General features: G+C 72.7%; 15 protein-coding genes. 7 read left to right on the top strand and 8 right to left on the bottom strand.

Going from position 1 to position 21124, the window contains the following annotated elements; genetic code table 11:
- Positions 1 to 74 precede the first annotated feature (74 nt).
- Entirely contained in the window at positions 75 to 632 is a 558-nt protein-coding gene (locus tag ACIOWN_RS24510) for an acyl-CoA thioesterase (RefSeq protein ID WP_362345308.1), read from the top strand.
- Positions 633 to 657: 25 nt separating this feature from the next.
- Here ACIOWN_RS24510 and ACIOWN_RS24505 read toward each other — a convergent pair whose 3' ends face one another.
- The gene (locus tag ACIOWN_RS24505) at positions 658 to 2148 is read right to left on the bottom strand and encodes an LCP family protein (RefSeq protein ID WP_362345306.1); all 1491 of its coding nucleotides are present in this window, start codon (positions 2146 to 2148) and stop codon (positions 658 to 660) included.
- Between the two features lie 125 nt (positions 2149 to 2273).
- Between ACIOWN_RS24505 and ACIOWN_RS24500 the strand changes: the two genes are divergently transcribed.
- Positions 2274 to 3302: a glycosyltransferase family 2 protein gene (locus ACIOWN_RS24500; protein ID WP_362345304.1), complete on the top strand. Its 1029-nt coding sequence runs from the start codon at positions 2274 to 2276 to the stop codon at positions 3300 to 3302.
- Between the two features lie 57 nt (positions 3303 to 3359).
- Here the strand turns inward: ACIOWN_RS24500 and ACIOWN_RS24495 are convergent, their stop codons facing one another.
- The 3 genes from ACIOWN_RS24495 to ACIOWN_RS24485 all read right to left on the bottom strand — a co-directional run bounded on the left by ACIOWN_RS24495 (position 3360) and on the right by ACIOWN_RS24485 (position 8094).
- Entirely contained in the window at positions 3360 to 5006 is a 1647-nt protein-coding gene (locus ACIOWN_RS24495; RefSeq protein WP_401983338.1) for an LCP family protein, read from the bottom strand.
- 93 nt (positions 5007 to 5099) lie between these two features.
- Positions 5100 to 6839, bottom strand: coding sequence for an LCP family protein (locus ACIOWN_RS24490; RefSeq protein ID WP_401983337.1), 1740 nt, complete (start codon positions 6837 to 6839; stop codon positions 5100 to 5102).
- A gap of 499 nt (positions 6840 to 7338) precedes the next feature.
- Positions 7339 to 8094, bottom strand: a complete 756-nt coding sequence (locus tag ACIOWN_RS24485; RefSeq protein ID WP_362345300.1) for a TIGR03089 family protein — start codon at positions 8092 to 8094, stop codon at positions 7339 to 7341.
- A 139-nt stretch (positions 8095 to 8233) separates the two neighbouring features.
- On the opposite strand from ACIOWN_RS24485, the gene ACIOWN_RS24480 reads away from it, so the two are divergent.
- Both ACIOWN_RS24480 and ACIOWN_RS24475 read left to right on the top strand, forming a co-directional pair.
- Positions 8234 to 9421: a peptidoglycan recognition protein gene (locus ACIOWN_RS24480; RefSeq protein ID WP_401983336.1), complete on the top strand. Its 1188-nt coding sequence runs from the start codon at positions 8234 to 8236 to the stop codon at positions 9419 to 9421.
- 37 nt (positions 9422 to 9458) lie between these two features.
- On the top strand, positions 9459 to 10541 hold the full coding sequence (locus ACIOWN_RS24475) for an NDP-sugar synthase (RefSeq protein WP_362345297.1): 1083 nt from the start codon (positions 9459 to 9461) through the stop codon (positions 10539 to 10541).
- Between the two features lie 73 nt (positions 10542 to 10614).
- Here ACIOWN_RS24475 and ACIOWN_RS24470 read toward each other — a convergent pair whose 3' ends face one another.
- The 4 genes from ACIOWN_RS24470 to ACIOWN_RS24455 all read right to left on the bottom strand — a co-directional run bounded on the left by ACIOWN_RS24470 (position 10615) and on the right by ACIOWN_RS24455 (position 14673).
- A complete protein-coding gene (locus ACIOWN_RS24470) occupies positions 10615 to 11616 on the bottom strand; it encodes a DNA-3-methyladenine glycosylase 2 family protein (RefSeq protein ID WP_362345295.1) in 1002 nt (333 codons plus the stop codon).
- Between the two features lie 47 nt (positions 11617 to 11663).
- Positions 11664 to 12986: a coenzyme F420-0:L-glutamate ligase gene (locus ACIOWN_RS24465; protein WP_401983335.1), complete on the bottom strand. Its 1323-nt coding sequence runs from the start codon at positions 12984 to 12986 to the stop codon at positions 11664 to 11666.
- On the bottom strand, positions 12983 to 13966 hold the full coding sequence (cofD, locus tag ACIOWN_RS24460; protein ID WP_362345292.1) for a 2-phospho-L-lactate transferase: 984 nt from the start codon (positions 13964 to 13966) through the stop codon (positions 12983 to 12985). Before cofD ends, ACIOWN_RS24465 begins: the two co-directional genes overlap by 4 nt.
- Before the next feature lie 128 nt (positions 13967 to 14094).
- A complete protein-coding gene (locus tag ACIOWN_RS24455) occupies positions 14095 to 14673 on the bottom strand; it encodes a cysteine dioxygenase (protein ID WP_401983334.1) in 579 nt (192 codons plus the stop codon).
- A gap of 658 nt (positions 14674 to 15331) precedes the next feature.
- Between ACIOWN_RS24455 and ACIOWN_RS24450 the strand changes: the two genes are divergently transcribed.
- From ACIOWN_RS24450 to ACIOWN_RS24440, 3 genes are all read left to right on the top strand, one after another.
- The gene (locus ACIOWN_RS24450) at positions 15332 to 15595 is read left to right on the top strand and encodes a WhiB family transcriptional regulator (protein ID WP_003975777.1); all 264 of its coding nucleotides are present in this window, start codon (positions 15332 to 15334) and stop codon (positions 15593 to 15595) included.
- 193 nt (positions 15596 to 15788) lie between these two features.
- Positions 15789 to 19586 (top strand): glycosyltransferase family 2 protein, encoded by a 3798-nt coding sequence (locus tag ACIOWN_RS24445; RefSeq protein WP_401983333.1) that lies wholly within the window; start codon positions 15789 to 15791, stop codon positions 19584 to 19586.
- Complete coding sequence (locus ACIOWN_RS24440) at positions 19583 to 21100, top strand: DUF5719 family protein (RefSeq protein WP_362345287.1); 1518 nt, start codon at positions 19583 to 19585, stop codon at positions 21098 to 21100. Before ACIOWN_RS24445 ends, ACIOWN_RS24440 begins: the two co-directional genes overlap by 4 nt.
- The last annotated feature ends 24 nt before the right edge of the window (positions 21101 to 21124 follow it).

The following is a 21124-nucleotide window of genomic DNA, read 5'->3' as shown; positions in this document are numbered from 1 at the left end:
GGTGAATAAGGGCCCCGCTGTTGCCAAGCTGACACAAAATCCCCCGGATGCCGCCTCGGCATAAGGTAGGGGTCATGACAGAGCAGGCCTCCACCGCTGAGTCCGAGATATCGGACATCCCCGGCAAGCCGACTTCGGCGTCCCGGACCACCCTGAGCCACATCATGACCCACAATGACACCAACCTCCTGGGGACGGTGCACGGCGGTGTGATCATGAAGCTGGTCGACGACGCGGCGGGCGCGGTGGCCGGCCGGCACAGCGGCGGACCCGCCGTCACGGCGTCCATGGACGAGATGGTGTTCCTCGAACCGGTCCGGGTCGGAGACCTCGTCCATGTCAAGGCCCAGGTCAACTGGACCGGCCGCACCTCCATGGAGGTCGGCGTGCGGGTCCTCGCCGAACGCTGGAACGAGTCCACCCCGACCACCCGGGTCGGCTCGGCCTACCTGGTCTTCACCGCCGTGGACGCCGACGGCAAGCCGCGCCCCGTGCCGCCGGTGCTGCCCGAGACCGACCGGGACCGGCGGCGCTACCAGGAGGCCCAGATCCGCCGCACCCACCGCCTGGCCCGCCGTCGCGCCATCAAGGAACTGCGCGAGAGGCGCGCCGCCGAGGGCTTCGAGGACTGACGGCTGCCCGCCGGTCCTCACTCCGTCAGCCGCACAGCACCTCCTCGCCCGTCATGACCGTCGCGGCGCCCTGCTCCGGGTCCTCCACCCGCACCGGGCGCACCCGGCGGTAGTCGCTTCCCGCGATCACCTTGAGCGTGGCCCCCTGCCCCGGCACGGCCCGCAGCTCACTGCCCGGCAGCGCCGCGGCGAGCGACTTCGCCGACAGGTCCCACCGGGGGTCGTAGAGCACGACCGTCCGCCGCGCGGTGCGGTCCTTGGCGTCCGCGGGCGCCCCCGTCGTACGGAACCCGGCCGCGGCCAGCGCCTCGTCCACCCGATTGCCGAGCCCGGCACCGGCGGTGCCGTTCTCCACCTGGACGTGGATCTGCTGCGGGGCGACCCGCACGGCTGCCGGAGGGTTCGCGGGCCGCGGCCGGCGCACGGTCAGCGGCCGGTCCTCGCGCAGCGCCTGGAAGAGGCGGTCGGCCTTGGTCCGGTCCCACTTCACCGTCGAGCCGAGGCCCTTGACGGGATACGACGGCTGCGCGATCGGGACGGTGGTGAACTCCGAGGAGGACGGGGAGAAGTTGCGCATCGCCCGCCCGAGGTCCAGCAGCTCGTCGGTGTGGAACCCCTGGTCCGCCCGCACCGAGCCCAGCACGGTCAGCGCCACGTTCCGGAACTTCATGGGGTTCAGCAGCACCCGGGAGGAGGCCGCCCGCTCGATCAGGGCGGCCAGGAAGCGCTGCTGGCGCTTCATCCGGCCCAGGTCGCTGGCCCCGTCGACGTGCCGGGAGCGGACGTACTGCAGGGCCTGGCCGCCAAAGAGCGTGTGCGTGCCGGCGGCCAGGTCCAGGCCGGAGTAGCTGTCCCGCATCGGTTCGGAGGTGCAGATCTGCACGCCGCCGAGAACGTCCACGGTCCGCATGAAGGTGGTGAAGTCCACCTCCAGATAGTGGTCGATCTTCAGACGGGTCAGGTCCTCGACCATGCGCACGGTCAGATGGGGCCCGCCCTCCGCGTACGCCGCGTTGAGCTTGACGGGGTGCGGTCCGTGCGGCCGGCCGGAGTTCTGGTCGACGTGGCCGGGCAGTTCGGCGTAGGAGTCCCGGGGCAGGCTCACCACGCTGGCCCGCTGCCGGTCCTGCGACACATGCACGATCATCATCGTGTCGGTGCAGTGGCAGGCCTGGCCGCCCAGCCGGTACTGGCGCCGCTCCTGCTCGCTGATCCGGTCCCGGCCGTCGGTGCCGACCAGCAGGACGTTCATGCCGTGGCCCGCGCGCGGCCGGTTCTTCATGTCCTTGAAGGGGTCGACCCGGGCGATGTCCGCGTCCAGGCTGGAGACCACCGCGTGCCCGATCCCGGCGGAGGCGAGCACCACCACCGACAGCGTGGTCGCCGCTCGCATGGCCCAGCGCGGTCTCTTCCGCGGTACGGACGCGTACGGAACCCGGGCCGGCCGCGGCGGTGCGGGGCGGCGCTGCGGGGGTCGCGGTGACCGCGGGCGGGGCCGGGACGGCGTGGTGGGCATGGGGACACCTCCGCATAGGCGTGGGTGGACACCGTGAGCACCGTAGGGCCATACGATCGGCTGACCGGTGCAGTGACCCCCACGGCGCGCACCGGTGTCCCCCGTTCGCGGTAACGTGAGCACCGATGAACGCCAAGCCCGACGTGCGGCTCCCCGCCGTTTCTGTGATCATGCCCGTCCTCAACGAGGAACGGCACCTGCGCGGAGCCGTCGAAGCGATCCTCGCGCAGGAGTACGGCGGCGAGATGGAGGTGGTCATCGCCCTCGGTCCGTCCACGGACCGCACGGACGAGATCGCCGCCGGACTCGTGGCCGACGACCCGCGCGTGCACACGGTCCCGAACCCCACCGGCCGCACCCCCGCCGCGCTCAACGCCGCGATCAAGGCCTCCCGCCATCCGATCGTGGTCCGGGTCGACGGCCACGGGATGCTCTCGCCGGACTACATCGCCACGGCGGTGCGGCTGCTCGAGGAGACCGGCGCGCAGAACGTCGGCGGCATCATGCACGCCGAGGGCGAGAACGCCTGGGAGCACGCCGTCGCCGCCGCCATGACCTCGAAGATCGGGGTGGGCAACGCCGCCTTCCACACCGGCGGCCGGGCCGGCCCGGCCGAAACGGTCTACCTGGGTGTCTTCCGTCGCGCCGCCCTTGAGCAACAGGGCGGCTACAACGAGGAGTTCATCCGGGCCCAGGACTGGGAGCTCAACTTCCGCATCCGCGAGGCGGGCGGCCTGATCTGGTTCTCGCCCGAACTGCGGGTGTCCTACCGGCCCCGCCCGAACGTGCGGGCGCTCGCCAAGCAGTACAAGGACTACGGCCGCTGGCGGCACGTGGTCGCCCGCTACCACCAGGGCTCCATCAACCTGCGCTACCTCGCCCCGCCGGCCGCGGTGTGCGCCATCGCGGCGGGCATCGTGGCGGGCGCCGCCCTGACCCCGTGGGCCCTGGTGGTCCCCGGTGGCTACCTGGCGGCGATCGCCGCCGGCTCGCTCCCCGCGGGCAAGGGCCTTGCCCCGGCGGCCCGGCTGCGCATCCCGGTCGCCCTGGCCACCATGCACATGTCCTGGGGCTGGGGCTTCCTGACCAGCCCCAAGTCCCTGGCCAGGAGGGTCATCGCCGCACGGAGGCCGGCGGTCCCCGCCGCCGACTGAGCGTTCCCGCCAACAGTTCCGCAGGGCCCCTCTCCCCGGAGAGGGGCCCTGTTCGCGCTACCAGCGGTAGGGCGCGTACACGTCCATGCACTGGTTCTCGTCCGAGCCGTTGATGGCGTCGGAGTTGTCGGGCAGTTCGCCGGGCTTCGGCGTGGCCTCCTTCGGATACGTGCTCCCCGTACGCCAGTCGGCGCCGACGACGACGGTGACACCGGAGACGTCGGTCGACTTGCGCACCGAACTCAGCGGAATCCCGAGGGCCTTGGCGACGCTCTGCGCGTCGCCCTCCATGTCCGCGCTCGGGTACCGCACGAGCGTCTCGTCCTCCGCCAGCGCCGGCGAGGTGTCCGCGGCGGCCCGGGTGAAGCCCTTGCCCGCCAGTTCCTGGCTGATCTCCCGCGCCCGGCCGCCGACCGGGGCCGCGGTGGCGGTGCGGGTGGCGTTCTGCACCAGGACGCCCAGCCGGTCGGCCGGGACCGAGGGAGTCCTGCTCGCCGCGCTCTTGCCGGTCTGCTTCTTCGCGTCCGGCGACGTGCCCTTGTCGTCGAAGGGCACGTCGTCGCGGAGCATCTTCCACATCTTCGCGGCGTTGGCGCCGTCCGGGAGCAGGTGGTTCTCGTTCTTCCAGTCCTTGATGTTGGGCATCGTGGTCATGGTGATGCGGTCGGTGGGGATCGTCTTGAGCTGCATCCCGAGGTCGTACAGCTTCTTGACGGTGCCGATCTCCTCGGAGACCTCGAGCGACTTCGTGGCCGTCTCCGCCAGGTTCATCAGCCGGCCGGTGTCGGTGAAGACGTTCTGGTGCTGCAGGGTGCGGATCATGGAGTTCATGTACATGTGCTGGCCTCTGGCCCGCATCTGGTCGCTGCCCCAGGCGTGCCGGGTGCGCAGCCACTGCAGGGCCTGTTTGCCCTGGACCTTGTGCTTGCCCGCCGTCAGCTTCAGACCGGAACCGCCGGGCGCCCGGGGCGTGGGGTGGTCCCACACGTTCTGCTTCGTGCAGACCTCGACGCCGCCGATGGCGTCCGCCATCTTCACCACGCCCGCGAAGTCGATCGTCATCCAGTGGTCGATGTACACACCGGTGATGCTCTCCCAGGTGGCGAGCGTGCAGCCGGCCCCGCCGCGGGCCAGCGACTCGTTGATGATCTCATCGAGCGGCGGATAGACCTCGCCGGTGTCGGGGTCGGTGCACTTGGGGATCTCGACCCGGGTGTCCCGAGGGATGCTCACCACGGCGGCGCTCTTACGGTCCGCGGCCAGGTGGATGAGCATCTGCACATCGGCCCGCGGCGGGGTGCCGCGGTTGTCCCGGCTGCCGCCCAGTGCGACGTTCGCGTCGGAGTTCCGGCTGTCGGAACCGATCAGCAGGATGTTCATGGGCCTCTGGCCGTCCGCGTTCGGCCTCGACTGCTGGGCCTTGGAGTCGCCGTTGCTGCGCCGGCCCTTGCGGATGTTGTCGTTCAGGTGCTGGTAGTAGAGGTATCCGGCGCCGGCCGTGCCGAGTACGACCAGTGCGAGCGCCGTTGCCGACCAGCGCAGTACGCGCCGCGCGGGGCTCCTGCCCGCGGTGTCGCGCCTCTTCCCGCCGCGCCCTCCTCCGCCGTGCCGGCCGCGGCCGTCCGATGCGCTGCCCTTGCGCGGCGCGGGAGGTATCGCTTCCTCGACCGCCGAGTCCTCCCCGCGCAGACTGCTCTGCGTCACTCCCCGTCCTCCCACCCTGGTGCCATGCCATGAAACAGGCCTGCCATGCGCCGGGTTAGACGCATGACAGGCCCATAAGGTGGTGCTGTGCGCTCAACTTGCGCATTCGACCTTGTCCGCCGTGGACTTCTGCTCGACATCCGGGGCCTTCGTCGGCGGGGTGAGCGGCACGCCGGCGCCCTTGAAGTCCTTGCCCAGGGTCAGTGTCATCGTGGGCAGCCCCTGGGAGTTGGTGAAGCTCTTGCCGGGCTTCAGCGCGGCCCCGGACAGTCCCATGAGCGCGGCGAGCTTACGAGCCTGCGGCGCCTGGTCGGGCGCGTACTCGAGGGTGGTCTTGGGGATCTCCCCGGGGGCGTTGGCCGCGTTCTCCGACTTGAGCACGCCCACGGAGAGCTGTAGCCAGTTGACGGTCTCCCCGGCGGCACCGGCAGCGGCCCCTCCGTTGAAGACCCGGACCCGGACCTCGGAGGCCTCGGACTGGGTGCCCTTCAGGCGGGCGGCCGCGGCGCTCTTGTCGGCCTTCTGCTTCTTCTTCACCTCGGTGAAGGAGACGTCGTTGGCGATGGCGTCGAAGACCGGGGGGGCTATGACGGGGTCGACGATGACCGTCTTGTGCACCACGCCGTCCGCCGGGTTGTCCCGCACCGGCACCGTCAGGAAGGTGATGTTCTTCGTCGGCACCTTCTTCAGCTCCAGCGCCACGTCCTTGAGGGTGCTGACCTTGCCGATGCCGGTGTCGACGGTCAGCGCCTTGGTGGCGGCGTCGGCCAGCTCGTACAGCTTGGTCGGGTCGGTGAGAGTGTCACCGGAGGCCATCTGGCGCATCAGCGAGCTGAGGAACTGCTGCTGCACCTTGATCCGGTCCAGGTCGCCCTGGTTGCCCCAGGCGTGCCGGGTCCGCACGAAGGCCAGCGCCTGCTCGCCCTCGACGGTGGACTTGCCGGCGGGCAGCTTCAGGTGCGATTTGCTGTCGTCCACGGCGTGCTTGAGGCACACGTCGACTCCGCCGACCGCCGTCGTCAGCGTCTTGACCGCGTTGAAGTCGGCCATCATGAAGTGGTCGGGCTGAACACCGGTGATCTCTTTGACCGTGCGCATGGTGCAACCCGGGTCGCGGCCGTCCTGGCCGAGGCTCGTGTTGAAGCGCTCGTTGCTCGTTCCCGGGATGACCTTCGTGCTGCCGTCGGGCTGCTTGGTCGGGCAGTCCGGGATGTCCACGATCAGGTCGCGCGGGATGCTCAGCGCGGTCGCGTTCGTACGGTCCTTGGACACGTGCAGCAGGACGTTGGTGTCGGCGTGGCCCACGCTGCCCGCGTCGCCGTAGCCCTCGTTGCCTTTGCCGGTGCGCTTGTCCGTGCCGATGATCAGTATGTTGAAGGCTTCGTCCTTGCTGAAGCCGTTCTTGGCCGCGCTGCCCACGTCGGTGGTGGTGACGTTGCCTTCGAGGTGCTTGTAGACCAGGTAGACGGTCGTGCCGACGCCCACCACGACGAGCGCCATGGCGCCGCTGGTCCACATAAGGACCTTCTTGGTCTTCGACTTCTTCTTCTCCGGCCGGCGCCCCCGCCGTCCTGGCGGCGGCTCCTCCTCCGCCGGTGCCGCCCGGCGCCGGCGCGGGGCGGGCACCGTTTCGGCGGGAGCGGCCTCGCGGGTCTTCTGCCCGCCGGGCGCCGTGCCCCCGGTCCTGTCCGCGGACGGCCTACGGGGACCCGGTACCGCCGACTGCGCAGCGGAAGGGGTCAGTCGCAGTTCGTATTCGCCGGTGTCCGGGTTGAGTACCCACTGGTCTGCGGGGTCGACATTGTCCGCCCGCCCACGGCCTTGCGCGTCCACGGTTGTCCGAATCCTCCGTCGGGGCCACGCGGCGCCTGCCCTTCTCGGCGCCAGGTCTGCTTCGCACAGTGCGCGACCCCAGGAAGACCTCGCGGCCAGTCGCACCGGATCGCTCACACTATCCGGCTGATTCAACATCGAGCGACGCTGGTGACAAATTCCACTTCCGCACAAGGGGGCAATTCGCCCATTTCCTTGGACAAAAGTTCGCCTTTGGCCGTGGCTTTACCCCCAGGGGCCCCCGAGTTGGCGGTGTTGTCGCGGAACGGCGTCGCGGGTCGGGGTGCGGGTCATGGGGCGCCCGAGCGCTCGGCCCGCGTCGCGCACAACCCCTGGAATACCCACCGTAGTCGTGCGACTGCGTAGGTGAATCCCCTTTCCGGCCCGGAATCCGAATCCCGTCGGCGGCGGAATTAGTGCCGTTCGCCCCGAATCCAGCATTCCGCGGGATTCGGGGCGAGGGAGTGGTGCGGGGATTCGGGCGCGGGGCGCGTTCACGTCACCTGGCGGTGGCCGTGACCCGTTCGGACTCGATGCGCTTGGCGAGGGCGTCTTCGGGCAGGCGGTCGAGGTTGCGGCACAGGACGACCGAGGCGCCGGCGGTGAGCGGCGCGTACAGGCCCGCGCTGAGGCCCTCCCAGGTGCCGTACGGCAGCGCCGACAGCAGGCGGGAGCCCGGTCCGGTCAGGTTCAGTTCCGGGGCGTCGCCGCGGGCCCGCTCCACGACCTCGGCCGCCGTGTACTCGGCCCCGGCCACGATCAGCGCCGGCTCCTCCGGGTCCACCGGCGCGAAGGGCGCGAACACGTCGCCCTGCCCCGGCACCTCGACGGCGTAGTCCGCGAAGCCCTCCGGCGGCTGCGGGAAACGCCCGCCCAGCGGCCGCAGCGCCAGCGCCACCCGCTCCCCGGAGCAGGCGCGGGCCGCGTCCAGTGTGTCGGGACCGCTGACCACGACGTCGGCCGCGCGCGCGTTCCCGTCGACGTCGGCCACCGCGCCCACCGACGCGCACGCCAGCAGCCACACCGCCGTCTGCCAGTGCGCCGGCAGCAGCAGCGCGACCCGGTCGCCGGGGCCGGCGCCGAGGTCCCCCTGGAGGAGGTTCGCCGTCTTGGCCACCCAATTGGAGAAGGTGGCCACGGACAATTCGACACGTTCGCCCGTGGCGTCGTCGTAGAAGGTCACCAGCGGGCGTCCGGGATCCGCGGCGAGCGCGGAACGCAGCAGGTCGGCAGGGGTGCGTTCGGTGGCGTTCACCCACGCAAGCGTACGCGGCGCCGGTTCCGCGCACCGCGTGGCGGGCCAGGCGCGGGCCACCGGTTCGGCGCAACCGCAGCCGACGGCCCGTCAAGTCAGCGATGGACAGGTTTGTCTGGTCATGTCCAGGATCAGGGGCATGCGTCGATACGGATTCCTCGCCTCCTCCATCGGTGTCACCTGCTCGGCCGCCCTCGCCCTCGCGCCGGGCCTGACGGGCAGTCGGGCAGGCGCTCGGCCGGCAGCGGCGGCCGGGCCGGCGGCCGTCACCGGCAGCACCCGGTCACTGCCCCTCGCCCCGCTCACCCGGGACCCCGATCCCGGTGGCGCCGCCCTCGAACAGGGCCTGCGCCGCACGGACGTCCGCCACTTCTCACTGGCCGGCGTCGTCTGGAACGACCCGGACGCCGAGTTGCACGGCACCGTCCGGATCCGCACCCGCTCCGCCGCCACCGGCGCCTGGTCCGGCTGGCAGGACCTCGACACGCGCAACGCCGACCACGGCGCCGACCCCGGCACGGCCGAGCGCACCTCCGGGCACGTGCACGGGGCCACCGCGCCACTGTGGGTGGGCGAGAGCGACGGCGTCGACGTACGCGTCCGCGCCGATGCCGGAAGCCGCGACCCGGCCGCGCGGCCGGTCCCGCTGCCCGCGGGACTGCGCCTGGAACTCGTCGACCCCGGCACCCTGTCCCCGGCGCGGGACCGGAGCGCCCGGGCCCCTGTCGGACCACGGCCGGGTATCGTCACGCGCCTCGGCTGGGGCGCGGACGAGCCCCTGCGCGAGCCGGGCTTCGTCTACACCCGGAAGGTCAAGGCGGCGTTCGTGCACCACACCGCCTCCGGCAACAACTACACCTGTGCGCAGGCCCCGGCGGTGATCCGCGGCATCTACCGCTACCACGTCAGGAGTATGGGCTGGCGCGACCTCGGCTACAACTTCCTGGTCGACAAGTGCGGGACCATCTACGAGGGCAGGGCCGGCGGAGTGGCGAAGGCCGTGCTGGGCGCCCACACCATGGGGTTCAACAGCAACAGCGTGGGCATCGCCGTCATCGGAACCTACGACACCGCCAAGCCCTCCTCGGCCACGGTGACGGCCCTCGCTCGGCTGACCGCGTGGAAGCTCGGCCTCTACGGGATGAATCCGCTCGGAAAGACATATCTGACGTCCGGTGGTGGCAACCTCTACCAAAAAGGGAAGAGTGTACGCCTGAATGTGATCTCCGGCCACCGGGACGGCTTCGCCACCGACTGCCCGGGACAACAGCTCTACGGCAAGCTCGGCACCGTCCGCTCGACCGCGGCGCGATACCAGGGCCGCTGAGGGCGGACCGAGGACGAACAGGAAGCGGAGACGACAGGTGACAGAAGCGATCCTCCTGGTCGGCGGCAAGGGAACACGGCTGCGCCCCCTCACGGTGCACACGCCGAAGCCGATGGTGCGGGCGGCGGGAGTGCCGTTCCTCACCCACCAGCTGGCGCGGGCGAGAGCGGCGGGCGTCGATCACGTCGTGCTCGCCACCTCCTATCTGGCCGAGGTCTTCGAGCCGCACTTCGGCGACGGCTCCTCACTCGGGCTCCACCTGGAGTACGTGACGGAGGAGGAGCCCCTGGGCACGGGCGGCGCCATCCGCAACGTCGCCCCCCTCCTGCGCTCGGGTCCCGACGAGCCGGTCCTGATCTTCAACGGCGACATCCTGACGGGACTGGACATCCGGGCGCTGGTGCGCACCCACGAGACGACGGGCGCGGACGTCTCCCTGCACCTCACGAAGGTGCCGGACCCCCGCGCCTACGGTCTGGTCCCCACCGACGGGACCGGCCGCGTCCTCGCCTTCCTGGAGAAGCCGCAGACCCCCGAGGAGATCGTCACCGACCAGATCAACGCGGGGGCGTACGTCTTCCGCCGCTCGGTCATCGACACGATCCCGCACGGCCGGCCGGTGTCGGTGGAGCGGGAGACGTTCCCCGAACTGCTCGCGGCCGGCGCCCACTTGCAGGGCATGGTCGACTCCACCTACTGGCTGGACCTGGGCACCCCGGCCGCCTTCGTACGCGGCTCCGCGGACCTCGTCCTCGGTCGCGCGCCCTCCCCGGCCGTGCCCGGCCGCTGCGGGGACCGTCTGATCCTGCCCACGGCCGTCGTCGCCCCCGGGGCCAAGCTGACCGGCGGCACGGTGGTGGGCGAGGGCGCGTTCGTCGCCGAGGGCGCGCGGGTGTTCGGCAGCGCGATCCTGCCCGGCGCCGTCATCGAGTCCGGTGCCGTCGTCACCGACTCCCTCATCGGCAGCCGCGCCCGCGTCGGCACCCGCTCCGTCCTCAACGGCACGGTCGTCGGCGACGGCGCGGTGGTGGGTGCCGACAACGAGCTGCGAAACGGCGCGAGAGTGTGGTGCGACGCGACGATCCCGGCCGGATCCGTGAGGTTCTCCTCGGACCAGTAGCCCGGCCTCGCGCCGGCCGCGACGTGGGCGCCCGTCAAGGCCTTTGAGCCGCCCGGCTCGGAGGTGCCCCGGCTCAGAGGCGCCCGATGTCGCCCTTCGGCATCCGCGGCGCCCGCCGGGGCGGCACCCGCCCGCTGATCAGGATCAGCCGGGCCGCCCGATGCCGCTGCCCGGCGTACGGCTCCAGCAGGCGCAGCATCTCCGCGTCGTCCGCGTTCCGGTTCCCGGCCAGCGCCCAGCCCACGATTCCCGGCAGGTGCAGATCGCCGACCGTCACGGCGTCCGCCGCGCCATGACTGCGCTGCACGGTCTCCGCCGACGTCCACGGCCCGATGCCGGGCACCAGTTCCAGCCGCTCCCGGGCCCGCTCCGGAGTCATCCGCGCCGCCTCCTCCAGCCGCGCGGCGACCCGCACCGCCCGCAGCACGGTCGAGGCCCGCTTGTCGTCGACCCCGGCCCGGTGCCACTCCCACGAGGGGATCAGCGCCCAGGTCCGCGGCGCCGGCATGACGTACATCCCTGCGGGGGCGGGTCCGGGCGCCGGCTCCCCGAACGTGCGCACCAGCGTCCGCCAGGCCGCGTACGCCTCGACCGTCGTCACCTTCTGCTCCAGGACCGAGGGGATCAGCGACTCCAGCACCAGCCCGGTCCGCGTCAGCCGCAGCCCCGGCCGGCGGTGGCGGGTCAGCGCGAGCAGCCGGTGCCGCGGTACGAACGCGGACGGGTCGTCGGTGGCCCCGAGCAGCTCGGGCAGTTGCTCCAGCAGCCATGCGGCCCCCGGCCCCCACGCCTCGGCGCGCGCCTTCCCGCCGTGGGCCACGACGCGCAGCGTCCCGGGTCCGAGCGGTGTGCGGCCGGTGCGCCACACCGAACCGTCCGGCGTCGCCCGGAAGGTGGGGTCGCCCTGCCCCCGGCGCAGCGGCCCGAGCACGAGGCCCAGGTCCAGCGGCCCGTCCGGCGTCCACGTGCGCACCCGCCCCGGCGCGGCGGCCTGCCGGGGCACGGCCGCGGGTACGCCGGCGTGCCCGCCGCGCACGGTCGGGCGCGGGGGCCGCGGAGCGAAACGTCCTGCCACGAGTGAGATCCAGGGTTGCCTTGAAGATGCCGTACGAGCCTATGCGGTCACCGGGAGACGACGAACGCCCCCGCGTCGCGCTCCGGCCGCGGCTTCGGCAGCTCCGCCGGATGCCCGACGGCGACCGCTCCCATCGGATCCCAGTCCTCGGGCAGCCCCAGCACCTCGCGCACCACGTCCCGGCAGAACATCGTCGAGGACACCCACGCCGAGCCGAGCCGCTCCCCGGCCAGCGCGACCAGGAAGTTCTGCACCCCGGCCCCGGCGGCGACCACGAACATCTCCCGCTCGGCGCCGTCCCGGCGCTCGTCGCCGTACTCGTGCGAGCCGTCCATGACGAGGCAGGGCACCACGAGGTACGGCGCGTTGCGCAGCACGTCCCCGCGCCGGATCCGCCGGGCGATCGACTCCTCGCTCTTCCCGTCCCGCCGCAGGTCCGCGATCCACGCCTCGCGCATCGCGTCGAGGAGCCGGGTGCGCGACTGCGCGGACTCGAGCAGCACGAACCGCCACGGCGTGGTGTGGTGCGGCGCGGGCGCGGTCACCGCCGCGGCCACCGCCCGCCGTACCGCGCCGGGGTCGACGGGCTCGTCGGTGAAGGACCGCACGGTACGCCGCTGGGTCACCGCCTCCCGCACGGCCTCGGAGGTCCCCAGCCGGAACATGTCGTCGCGTGCGTCCCGCACCATGGCCCGCGCTCCTTCCCCGTCCTCGGCCACCAGATGCGGCAGCCCGCGCACCACGGCGACGGGGAGCCCGGCGGCCTTGCCCTTGACCAGGTCGCCCGCGGCGGCGAGTTCGTCGGCGGTGGCGACGACGGTGGCGCTCAGCGGGTTGCCGTGGGCGTCGGTGCCGCCGCGCAGATCGTCCAGCACGCGCACGCCCGCGGCGCCGATGGCGACGTCGCTCAGCCCCGCCCGCCAGGGCCGCCCGAAGGTGTCGGTGACGAGCACGCCGACGGTGACCCCGAGGGCGTCGCGCAGCCCGTCCCGGATCGCGCGCGCGGACGCGTCCGGGTCCTCCGGGAGCAACAGGACGGTGCCCGAAGGGGTGTTGGACGCGTCGACTCCGGCGGCCGCCATGACGTGCCCCTGCCGGTTCTGCACGATCCGCAGCGGCCCGCGCCGGGCCACGACCCGTACGGTCTCGGCGTCGATGGCGGCCTCCCGGTCGGCCGCATGGACCAGCCGCCCCTCGGCCTTGGAGACGATCTTCGAGGTGACGAGCAGCACATCCCCGTCGGTCAGCCCGGGCTCCGCGCCGGCGATGAGCTTGGCCAGATCGTCGCCCTGCGCGACCTCGGGCAGCCCGGGCACCGCCCAGACCCGGAACTCCGGGGCGGCCGGTGACTGCTCCGTCGTGCCGCTCATGCCCCGCGCACCTCCTCGGCCAGCGTGAGTGCCTCGTCAGCCATCCGGGCGGTGGCGTCGACGTCGGTCATCATCAGCGGCACCGCCCGGCACCGGATGCCCGCGGCCTCGACCCGCTCGATGGAGGCCTCGTCGACCGTGTCGACCAGCCAGCCGTCCAGCAGCCCCGAGCCGTAGTGCTCGGCCACCGCGGCGGCCGTGGACTCCACGCCCACCGCGGCGAGGACCTTGTCGGCCATGCCACGCACCGGCGCGTCCCCGACGATGGGGGACAGGCCGACCACCGGTACCCCGGCGTCGGCGATGGCCTCCCGGATGCCGGGCACCGCGAGGATGGTGCCGATGGAGACGACGGGGTTGGACGGCGGGAAGAGGATCACGTCGGCCGCGGCGATCGCCTCCAGCACGCCGGGCGCCGGCTTGGCCTGCTCCGCGCCGACCGGCACCACCGCGTCGGCCGGCACCGAGGCCCGCAGCCGCACCCAGTACTCCTGGAAGTGGACGGCCTTGCGCTCGCCGGGCCCCGGGGTGGCCCCGCTGTCGGGGAGCGTGACCGCGACATGCGTCTCCACCCGGTCGTCGGTCATCGGGATCAGCCGCACTCCCGGCTTCCACCGCTCGCACAGCGCCTCGGTCACCGCGCTGAGCGGATACCCGGCGCCGATCATCTGAGTGCGCACGATGTGCGTGGCGAAGTCGCGGTCGCCGAGGCCGAACCAGTCCGGTCCGACGCCGTACGCCGCGAGCTCCTCCTTGAGATGGAAGGTCTCCTCGGCCCGGCCCCAGCCCTGCTCCTCGTCGATGCCGCCGCCGAGCGTGTACATCACCGTGTCCAGGTCCGGGCAGATCTTCAGCCCGAAGAGGTGGATGTCGTCACCGGTGTTGCCGATGACCGTGACGTCCGCGTCCGGCACGGCCCGCTTCAGACCGCGCAGGAACCGGGCACCACCGATGCCGCCTGCCAGAACCACAATCCGCATGGAAACAGTGTGTCAGCCGCCGGGCCGACGCGTGGCGGCCTGTGGACAAGGGACAGGTCCGCGGTCCGTGGACGAGGGAGCCGACGCGTGGCGGCCCGTGGACGAGGGAACAGGTCCCCGCGGGCGGCTCAGGCGCCGGTCGCGCCCGCCGGGTCGGGGAGGGCCCCCGCACACCGGGCGGCGGAGTGGGCCGCTCCGGTCGAGGACCGGGGGTGCATGGGCATCTCGGTCAGGCCGGGGAAGTACACGTGCAGGCTGACCGCCGGCTCCAGCGTGTCGTTGACGACCTCGTGCGCGTAGCCGGGCGCGAACACGCGCTGTGCCCCCGCGCCCAACACGCGCGTGGCCCGCGCGGTGCGCTCGGTCAGCTCGCCGTAGAGGACCGTGAGCACGCCGGAGGAGGGACCGTGGTCGTGCGGTTCGCTGCCCTGTCCGGGCACCCAGGACAGCAGCCACACCTCGTAGCCCATTGGGGTCTCCCCTGCTCGAGCGGAGCCGAGAGCTTGGGGAACGGTGCGCAGCCGGTGGTACCAGCGGGTCGTCGCGTCGTAGCGGACGAGGTGTGCCCACTGGGCGCGGTCGGCGGCGATGGAGCGGGCCAGTCCGACGAACTCGGCCACGGTGGAGGGGTGTTCGCGGGGGGTCTGGAGAAGGTGCGGGACTTCGAGGATGTCGCCGGCGATCTGGAGGTCGCTGTCGCTGTTCATGAGGGTGGGGTGGTTCCTCGGTGAAAGAAGGTCAGAGGGAACGGGGGCCCGGCCGCGAAGGGCTGGACGACGGCTGGAGCACGCGTGCGCGCGTGGGGCTCAACAGCCGCAACAGCGACAGCTGTGGCGAACGTGGGCAGCACCGTGGGACCCGGCGGTGCGGGTCGTGGTGAGTACCGAGTTCGCGAGCATGCCCTCTAGGACAGCGGCTCACACCTTCACTGTCAACCTGACGCCCGGAATGCGGGACATGTTTCACCTCATCCGGTTCATCTCACAGGTGAAAGGTTTGCTCGTGGGGCTACCGGGACACATGGCGTCCATGCCGGGCGCGCAAGCCCCGTTGCGATCCCGTGATCAGACCGTGATTCGGGTCGCTTCGGTGCATGTGCCGGAACGAGATCGAAGTTCGGGTCGTCCTTCCCTGTGCGGGCTCCGTGCGGGGTGCGCGGCCCTCGGGGCCTCGGCGGCGTGTCAGGGTTTATCCCGATTTGAACACTTTCCGCATGGGCTTGGTTCCGCAGAGTGAATAAGGGGCTCAATAGCAGATCTCGGCTTGACTCGCCCGGAGCAGCACACTTGTAATTTCACTCGTGTCGTTCAGCCGGACAGATAACGGCTGCATCACGGGGACGCGAAAGACAGACGAGGGGCGCACATGACCGAGCTGGTGCAGCAACTGCTGGTCGACGACGCGGACGAGGAGCTCGGCTGGCAGGAGCGCGCGCTGTGCGCCCAGACCGACCCCGAGTCCTTCTTCCCCGAGAAGGGCGGCTCGACCCGCGAGGCCAAGAAGGTCTGCCTCGCCTGCGAGGTCCGCTCCGAGTGCCTCGAGTACGCCCTCGCCAACGACGAGCGCTTCGGCATCTGGGGAGGCCTGTCCGAGCGGGAGCGCCGCCGGCTGAAGAAGGCCGCCGTCTGACCGCCGGACCGCCGCAGGCTCCGCTCACTTCCCCGGAAAAACGTCACGAACGGCCCGTCGCGGGTGGGTTATCCACAGGCGGCGGGCCGCCCTGTTGGCCAGCCGATAGTGTGGTCGCTCGTCCGACACGCCCCCCTGCCCCCAGCGGGCGCGGGCGTCCACCGCAGACCACCGAACCGGGGCCCGTATCTCGATGTCCGTGCACAGCCATACGGCAGCCCACTACGACGGCGCTGCCCCAGCGCACGACCCCGCGCGCGCGACGGTGTCCGACCAGACCGGCACACCGGAGTACCCGCGCCACGTCGTCACCGCCGTACTCGTCTCCCACGACGGAGCCCGCTGGCTGCCCGACGCGCTCGCCGGCCTGCTCGGCCAGGAGCGCCCCGTCCAGTACGCCGTGGCCGCCGACACCGGCAGCGGGGACGAGTCCGCCCAGGTGGTCACCGACGCCCTCGGCCCCGACCGCGTCGTGCACCTCGCCCGGCGCACCGGCTTCGGACAGGCCGTCGAGGAGGCGGTTCACAGCGCCCCGGTCCTCACCCCGGACGACCTGCCGTACCTCAAGCGCCCCAGCAGCTGGGACCCCGTCACGCGCACCTGGCGCGACGACGCCTACGACCTGCCCGAACTGCCGCACGGGGAGCCGGTGCAGTGGCTGTGGCTGCTGCACGACGACTGCGCCCCCGAACCCGACGCCCTGGCCGAGCTGCTGCGCGTCGTGGACAACGAGTACGAACTCGGCCGCGAGGACGTGGCCGTCGTCGGACCCAAGCTGCGCGGCTGGTACGACCGCAGGCAGCTCCTCGAAGTGGGCGTCAGCATCGCCAACTCCGGCCGCCGTTGGACCGGACTCGACCGGCGCGAGCAGGACCAGGGACAGCACGACCACGTACGGCCCGTGCTGTCGGTGTCCACCGCCGGAATGCTGATCCGGCGTGACATCTTCGAGGAGCTGGGCGGGTTCGACCGCCGGCTGCCCCTGATGCGCGACGACGTCGACCTGTGCTGGCGTGCCATCTCCGCCGGCCACCGCGTCCTGGTCGCCCCGGAAGCCGTCGTACGGCACGCCGAGGCGGCCTCCCGGGAGCGCCGCACCGTCGACTGCGCCGGCCGCACCGCCGCCTCCCCGCACAAGGTCGACAAGGCCGGAGCCGTCTACACCCTGCTCGTCAACGTCCGTACGGCGGCGCTGCCCTGGGTCCTGCTGCGGCTCGTCCTGGGCACCCTGCTGCGGACCGTCGCCTACCTCGTCGGCAAGGTCCCGGGACAGGCGGTGGACGAGATCCGCGGCCTGATGAGCGTTCTGTTCCGGCCCGAGCGGATCATCGCGGGCCGCGGCAGACGCGGCAGGCCGCAGATCGACAAGGGCGAGCTGCGGGCGCTGCTCCCGCCGCCGGGCGCCACCATCCGCGCCACGGTGGAACAGGTGGCCGGCAACTTCGTGGGCGGCTCCGACGCCGAGGCGTCCGCGGCCGGCCGGCACGGGAGCGCCATCGAGTCGGGGCCCGGCGGCGACGACGCCGACTTCCTCGAGGTCGAGCAGTTCGCCCGCCTCAAGCGCATCGCGCGCAAACCCGGCCCGGTGCTCTTCCTGATGCTGCTGCTAGCCTCCCTGGCCGCCTGCCGCGGCCTGCTCGGCGGCGGCGCGCTCGCGGGCGGCGCCCTGCTGCCCGCACCCGCCGACTCCGCCGAACTGTGGTCGCGCTACCTCGACTCCTGGCATCCGGTGGGCGCGGGCGGCACCCCGTCCGCGCCGCCGTACCTGGCGATGGTCGCGATGCTCGCCTCCCTGCTGCTCGGCTCGGGCGGACTCGCGGTCACCGTCCTGCTGGTCGGATCGGTGCCACTGGCCGGGTTCACGGCGTACTTCGCCTCCCGCCCGCTGGTCCCTTCCCGTCTGCTGCGCGCCTGGGCCGCCGTCGCCTACGCCTTCCTGCCCGCCACCACCGGCGCGCTGGCCGGCGGCCGCATCGGCACCGCCGTGCTGGCCGTGCTGCTGCCGTTGATCGCCCGCGCGGGCGTCGCGGCCGGCGGCCTCACCAAGGCCTCCGGCGCCCGCGGCAGTTGGCGCGCCACCTGGGCGTACGCCCTGCTGCTGACCATCACCACCGCGTTCACGCCGATCGTGTGGCCCATCGCGCTGCTGCTCGGCCTCGGCGTGCTGGTCGTCCGCCGCGACGACATCGTGGCCCACGGCCTGCGCTTCCTGGCCCAGTTGGGCACTCCGCTGCTGGTCCTCGCGCCCTGGTCGCTGTCGCTGCTGCCGTTCGGCTTCTTCCACGAGGCCGGCCTGGAGTACGGCGCCTCGGCCGCCTCCGCGCTCGACCTGCTCGGCGCAGGCCCCGGCGGACCCGGCACCATGCACGGGCTGATGCTCATCGGCATCGTCCTGGCCGCGCTGGCCGCCCTGCTGCGCTCCGAGCGCCAGTTCGCGATCTGGACGGCCTGGGCGGTCGCCCTGGTGGCGCTCGTCTTCGCCGTGCTGTCCAACGGCTCCACCTGGGCCGGCCCGGCCACCCTCGTCTACGGCCTCGCCCTCCTCGCCGCCGCCGTGATCGGCGCCGACGGGGCACGCGCCCGCGTGGCCGAGCAGAGCTTCGGCTGGCGCCAGCCAGTCGCCGCGCTGATCGCCTTCGCCTCGGCCGCCGGGCCCCTGCTCGTCGCCGCCGGCTGGATGATCGGCGGCGCCGACGGCCCGGTGGAGCGGCGCGACCCCGTGCAGGTGCCCGCGTTCGTCGCCGAGGAGAGCGCCACCCGCGACCAGGCCCGCACCCTGGTCCTCGACAGCGACTCGCCCGCCCACGTCGGCTACATGCTCGTACGCGGCTCCGGCGCCCGCATGGGCGACGCCGAACTCGCCGCGGTGAACGGCGCGAACCAGCAGCTGGACAAGGTCGTCGCCAACCTGGTCGCCGGCTCCGGCGCCGACCAGGCCGGCCAGCTCGGCGGCTACGCCGTGCGCTACGTCCTGGTCCACAAGGGCGCGCCCCGCGACGTCAGCCGCGTCCTGGACGCCACGCCCGGTCTCACCCGGCTCAGCCAGCAGGACGGCAGCGCCCTGTGGCGGGTGAACCGGGAGGTCTCGCGCGCCGCCGTCGTGTCCGCCTCGGGCTCGGGCACCGCCGAACCCGTCGCCGCGGGCCCCGTCGAGATCCACACCACCATCCCGTCCGGGGCCGAGGGCCGCGTGCTGCGCCTGGCCGACTCCGCCGACGCGGGCTGGACGGCCACCCTGGACGGCAAGCCGCTCACCCGCACCACCGTCGACGGCTGGGCCCAGGGCTTCCAGCTGCCCGCCTCCGGCGGCAAGCTGGACGTCACCTTCGACGACCCGTTCGGCCACACCGCCTGGCTGTGGGCCCAGGGTGCCCTCGCCGTCGTCCTCGTCGTGCTCGCCCTGCCCGGCCGGCGCCGTGACGTCGACGACGACCTGCCCGAGGAGGAGCTCGCTCCCGCCGAGGCCGTCTCCGGAGAGGGCCGCCGGGCCCGCAGGCTCCGGGCCCAGGCGGAGGCCGAGGAGGCCGGACAGGACGAGGCCGGTCACGAGGGGTTCGGGCCGGAGGGGCCCGGACAGCAGCGGGAGCCCGGAAAGGCGGAGTTCGCGCCGGAACCGGGCACCGTGCCGCCTGCCGCCCCGGACGAGGCAACCGCCGCCGTCCCGCACCAGCAGGCCTACGACGAGTGGGACACCACCGCCTACGCGGGAGCCACGGCCGAGTACGGCGCTTACGGCGACAACCAGTACCAGGACGACGGCCAGTACCAGGGCGCCCAGCCCCAGCAGTACCCGGCGGGCGGCTACGACCAGGCGTACCAGGCCGACCCGTACCAGGGCGCCCAGTACGACCCGTACGGATACGACGGCCGGACGTCGGCGGCGCCGTACGACCGGACGACGTATCACCAGGGATACGAGGAGCCGTACGACCCGGCTCAGCACCACCCGCACGGCAACGGCAATGAGCGCCCCGACGGGAGCCAGCAGTGAACCGCACGACCCTGTCCCTGATCGCCGGCGTGACCGCGCTCGCCGCCGTCACCGGATTCGCCGCGCTGGAGACGCCGGAGGCCACGGGCTCCGGCACCGCCACGGCGGCCGCGCAACTGCCGGTCGAGCGCACCACCCTGGTGTGCCCGGCGCCGAGCACCTCGGACATAGCCGACACCGCGTACGCGTCCTTCACCCCCGTGACCACGGGCACCGGCAGCACGGGCAAGGCCCAGTTGCTGCCCGCCGCCGAGGCGTCGGACACGGGCGCCGGGAAGGGCACGGCCAAGGGCGGGACCAAGGACGGCGGAAAGAACAAGACCGCCAAGTCCGTCCTGGAGCCCAAGGAGCCCGGCACCCCCGTCACCGCCGACATCTCGGGCGGGGACGGGACCGCGCTGATCGGCACGGCCGAGGGCAAGTTCGCACCCGGCTGGACGGTGCAGCAGACCACCGAGGTCACCGTGGGTGCCGGCCGCGGCCTCCTGGGCGTGACCTGCACCGCGCCGGACACCCAGTTCTGGTTCCCCGGCGCCAGCACGGCCGCCGGCCGGTCCGACTACATCCACCTCACCAATCCGGACGACTCCCCGGCCGTCGTCGACATCCAGCTCTACGGCACGGAGGGCGCCGTGAAGTCGTCCGCCGGTGAGGGCATCACCGTTCCGGCGCACTCCAGCGAGCCGGTCCTGCTCTCCACGCTCGCCGACTCCCCGCAGCAGGACCTCACCGTGCACGTGAGCGTGCGCAGCGGCCGGGTCGGGGCGGCGGTGCAGTCCCTCGACAACAGTCTGGGCGGGGACTGGCTGGCGGCGTCCGCCGACCCGGCGGGCAGCCTGGTGCTCCCGGGCATCCCCAAGGACGCCACGGACGTACGGCTGGTCGCCTTCACGCCCGCCGACTCCGACGCCGACCTGAAGGTGCGCCTCGCCTCCCCGTCCGGGCTGATCACGCCCGCGGGACACGAGACGGTCCACCTGAAGGGCGGGACGACGACCGTCGTCGAGCTCGGTGAGGTCACGCGCGAGGAGGCGGGCTCGCTGGTGCTGACCCCGACCTCGCGGTCGGTGCCCGTGGTCGCGGCGCTGCGGATCCTGCGGGGCAAGGGCGACCGGCAGGAGACGGCGTTCATCCCGGCGACCGGCCCGGTCATGACCCGGGCGACCTCGCCGGACAACAGCGCCAAGGGCGCGACGCTGTCGCTGACGGCTCCCACCGCCACCGCGGAGGTCAAGGTCACCGCGTCGGCGGGCAGCGGCGGCGGCACGGCCGTGTCGAAGACCTACACGATCAAGGAGGGGACGACCCAGGACATCGTCCCGCCGGTGCCGTCGGGTCTGAAGGGGACGTACGCGGTCACGGTGGAGCGGGTCTCCGGCGGCCCGGTCTACGGGGCGCGCACCCTCACGGCGCGGGAGGGCGGCTCCGGCTTCACGATCCAGACGCTGCCGGACGACCGGGGGATGGTGGCGGTGCCGCACGCGGAGCAGGACCTGTCGGTGCTGCAGAAGTGAGCCGGGCGGCCCCCGGCGGGCGGG

Origin of the sequence: Streptomyces sp. NPDC087787, from assembly GCF_044743035.1 — a bacterium.
GTDB lineage: Bacteria > Actinomycetota > Actinomycetes > Streptomycetales > Streptomycetaceae > Streptomyces.
This window is presented reverse-complemented; position numbering and strand designations above follow the sequence as displayed.

Coding starts and splice junctions, on each gene's coding strand:
- ACIOWN_RS24510 (WP_362345308.1), top strand. CDS start 75: ATGACAGAGCAGGCCTCCACCGCTGAGTCCGAGATATCGGACATCCCC.
- ACIOWN_RS24505 (WP_362345306.1), bottom strand. CDS start 2,148: ATGCCCACCACGCCGTCCCGGCCCCGCCCGCGGTCACCGCGACCCCCG.
- ACIOWN_RS24500 (WP_362345304.1), top strand. CDS start 2,274: ATGAACGCCAAGCCCGACGTGCGGCTCCCCGCCGTTTCTGTGATCATG.
- ACIOWN_RS24480 (WP_401983336.1), top strand. CDS start 8,234: ATGCGTCGATACGGATTCCTCGCCTCCTCCATCGGTGTCACCTGCTCG.
- ACIOWN_RS24465 (WP_401983335.1), bottom strand. CDS start 12,986: ATGAGCGGCACGACGGAGCAGTCACCGGCCGCCCCGGAGTTCCGGGTC.
- cofD (WP_362345292.1), bottom strand. CDS start 13,966: ATGCGGATTGTGGTTCTGGCAGGCGGCATCGGTGGTGCCCGGTTCCTG.
- ACIOWN_RS24455 (WP_401983334.1), bottom strand. CDS start 14,673: ATGAACAGCGACAGCGACCTCCAGATCGCCGGCGACATCCTCGAAGTC.
- ACIOWN_RS24450 (WP_003975777.1), top strand. CDS start 15,332: ATGACCGAGCTGGTGCAGCAACTGCTGGTCGACGACGCGGACGAGGAG.
- ACIOWN_RS24445 (WP_401983333.1), top strand. CDS start 15,789: ATGTCCGTGCACAGCCATACGGCAGCCCACTACGACGGCGCTGCCCCA.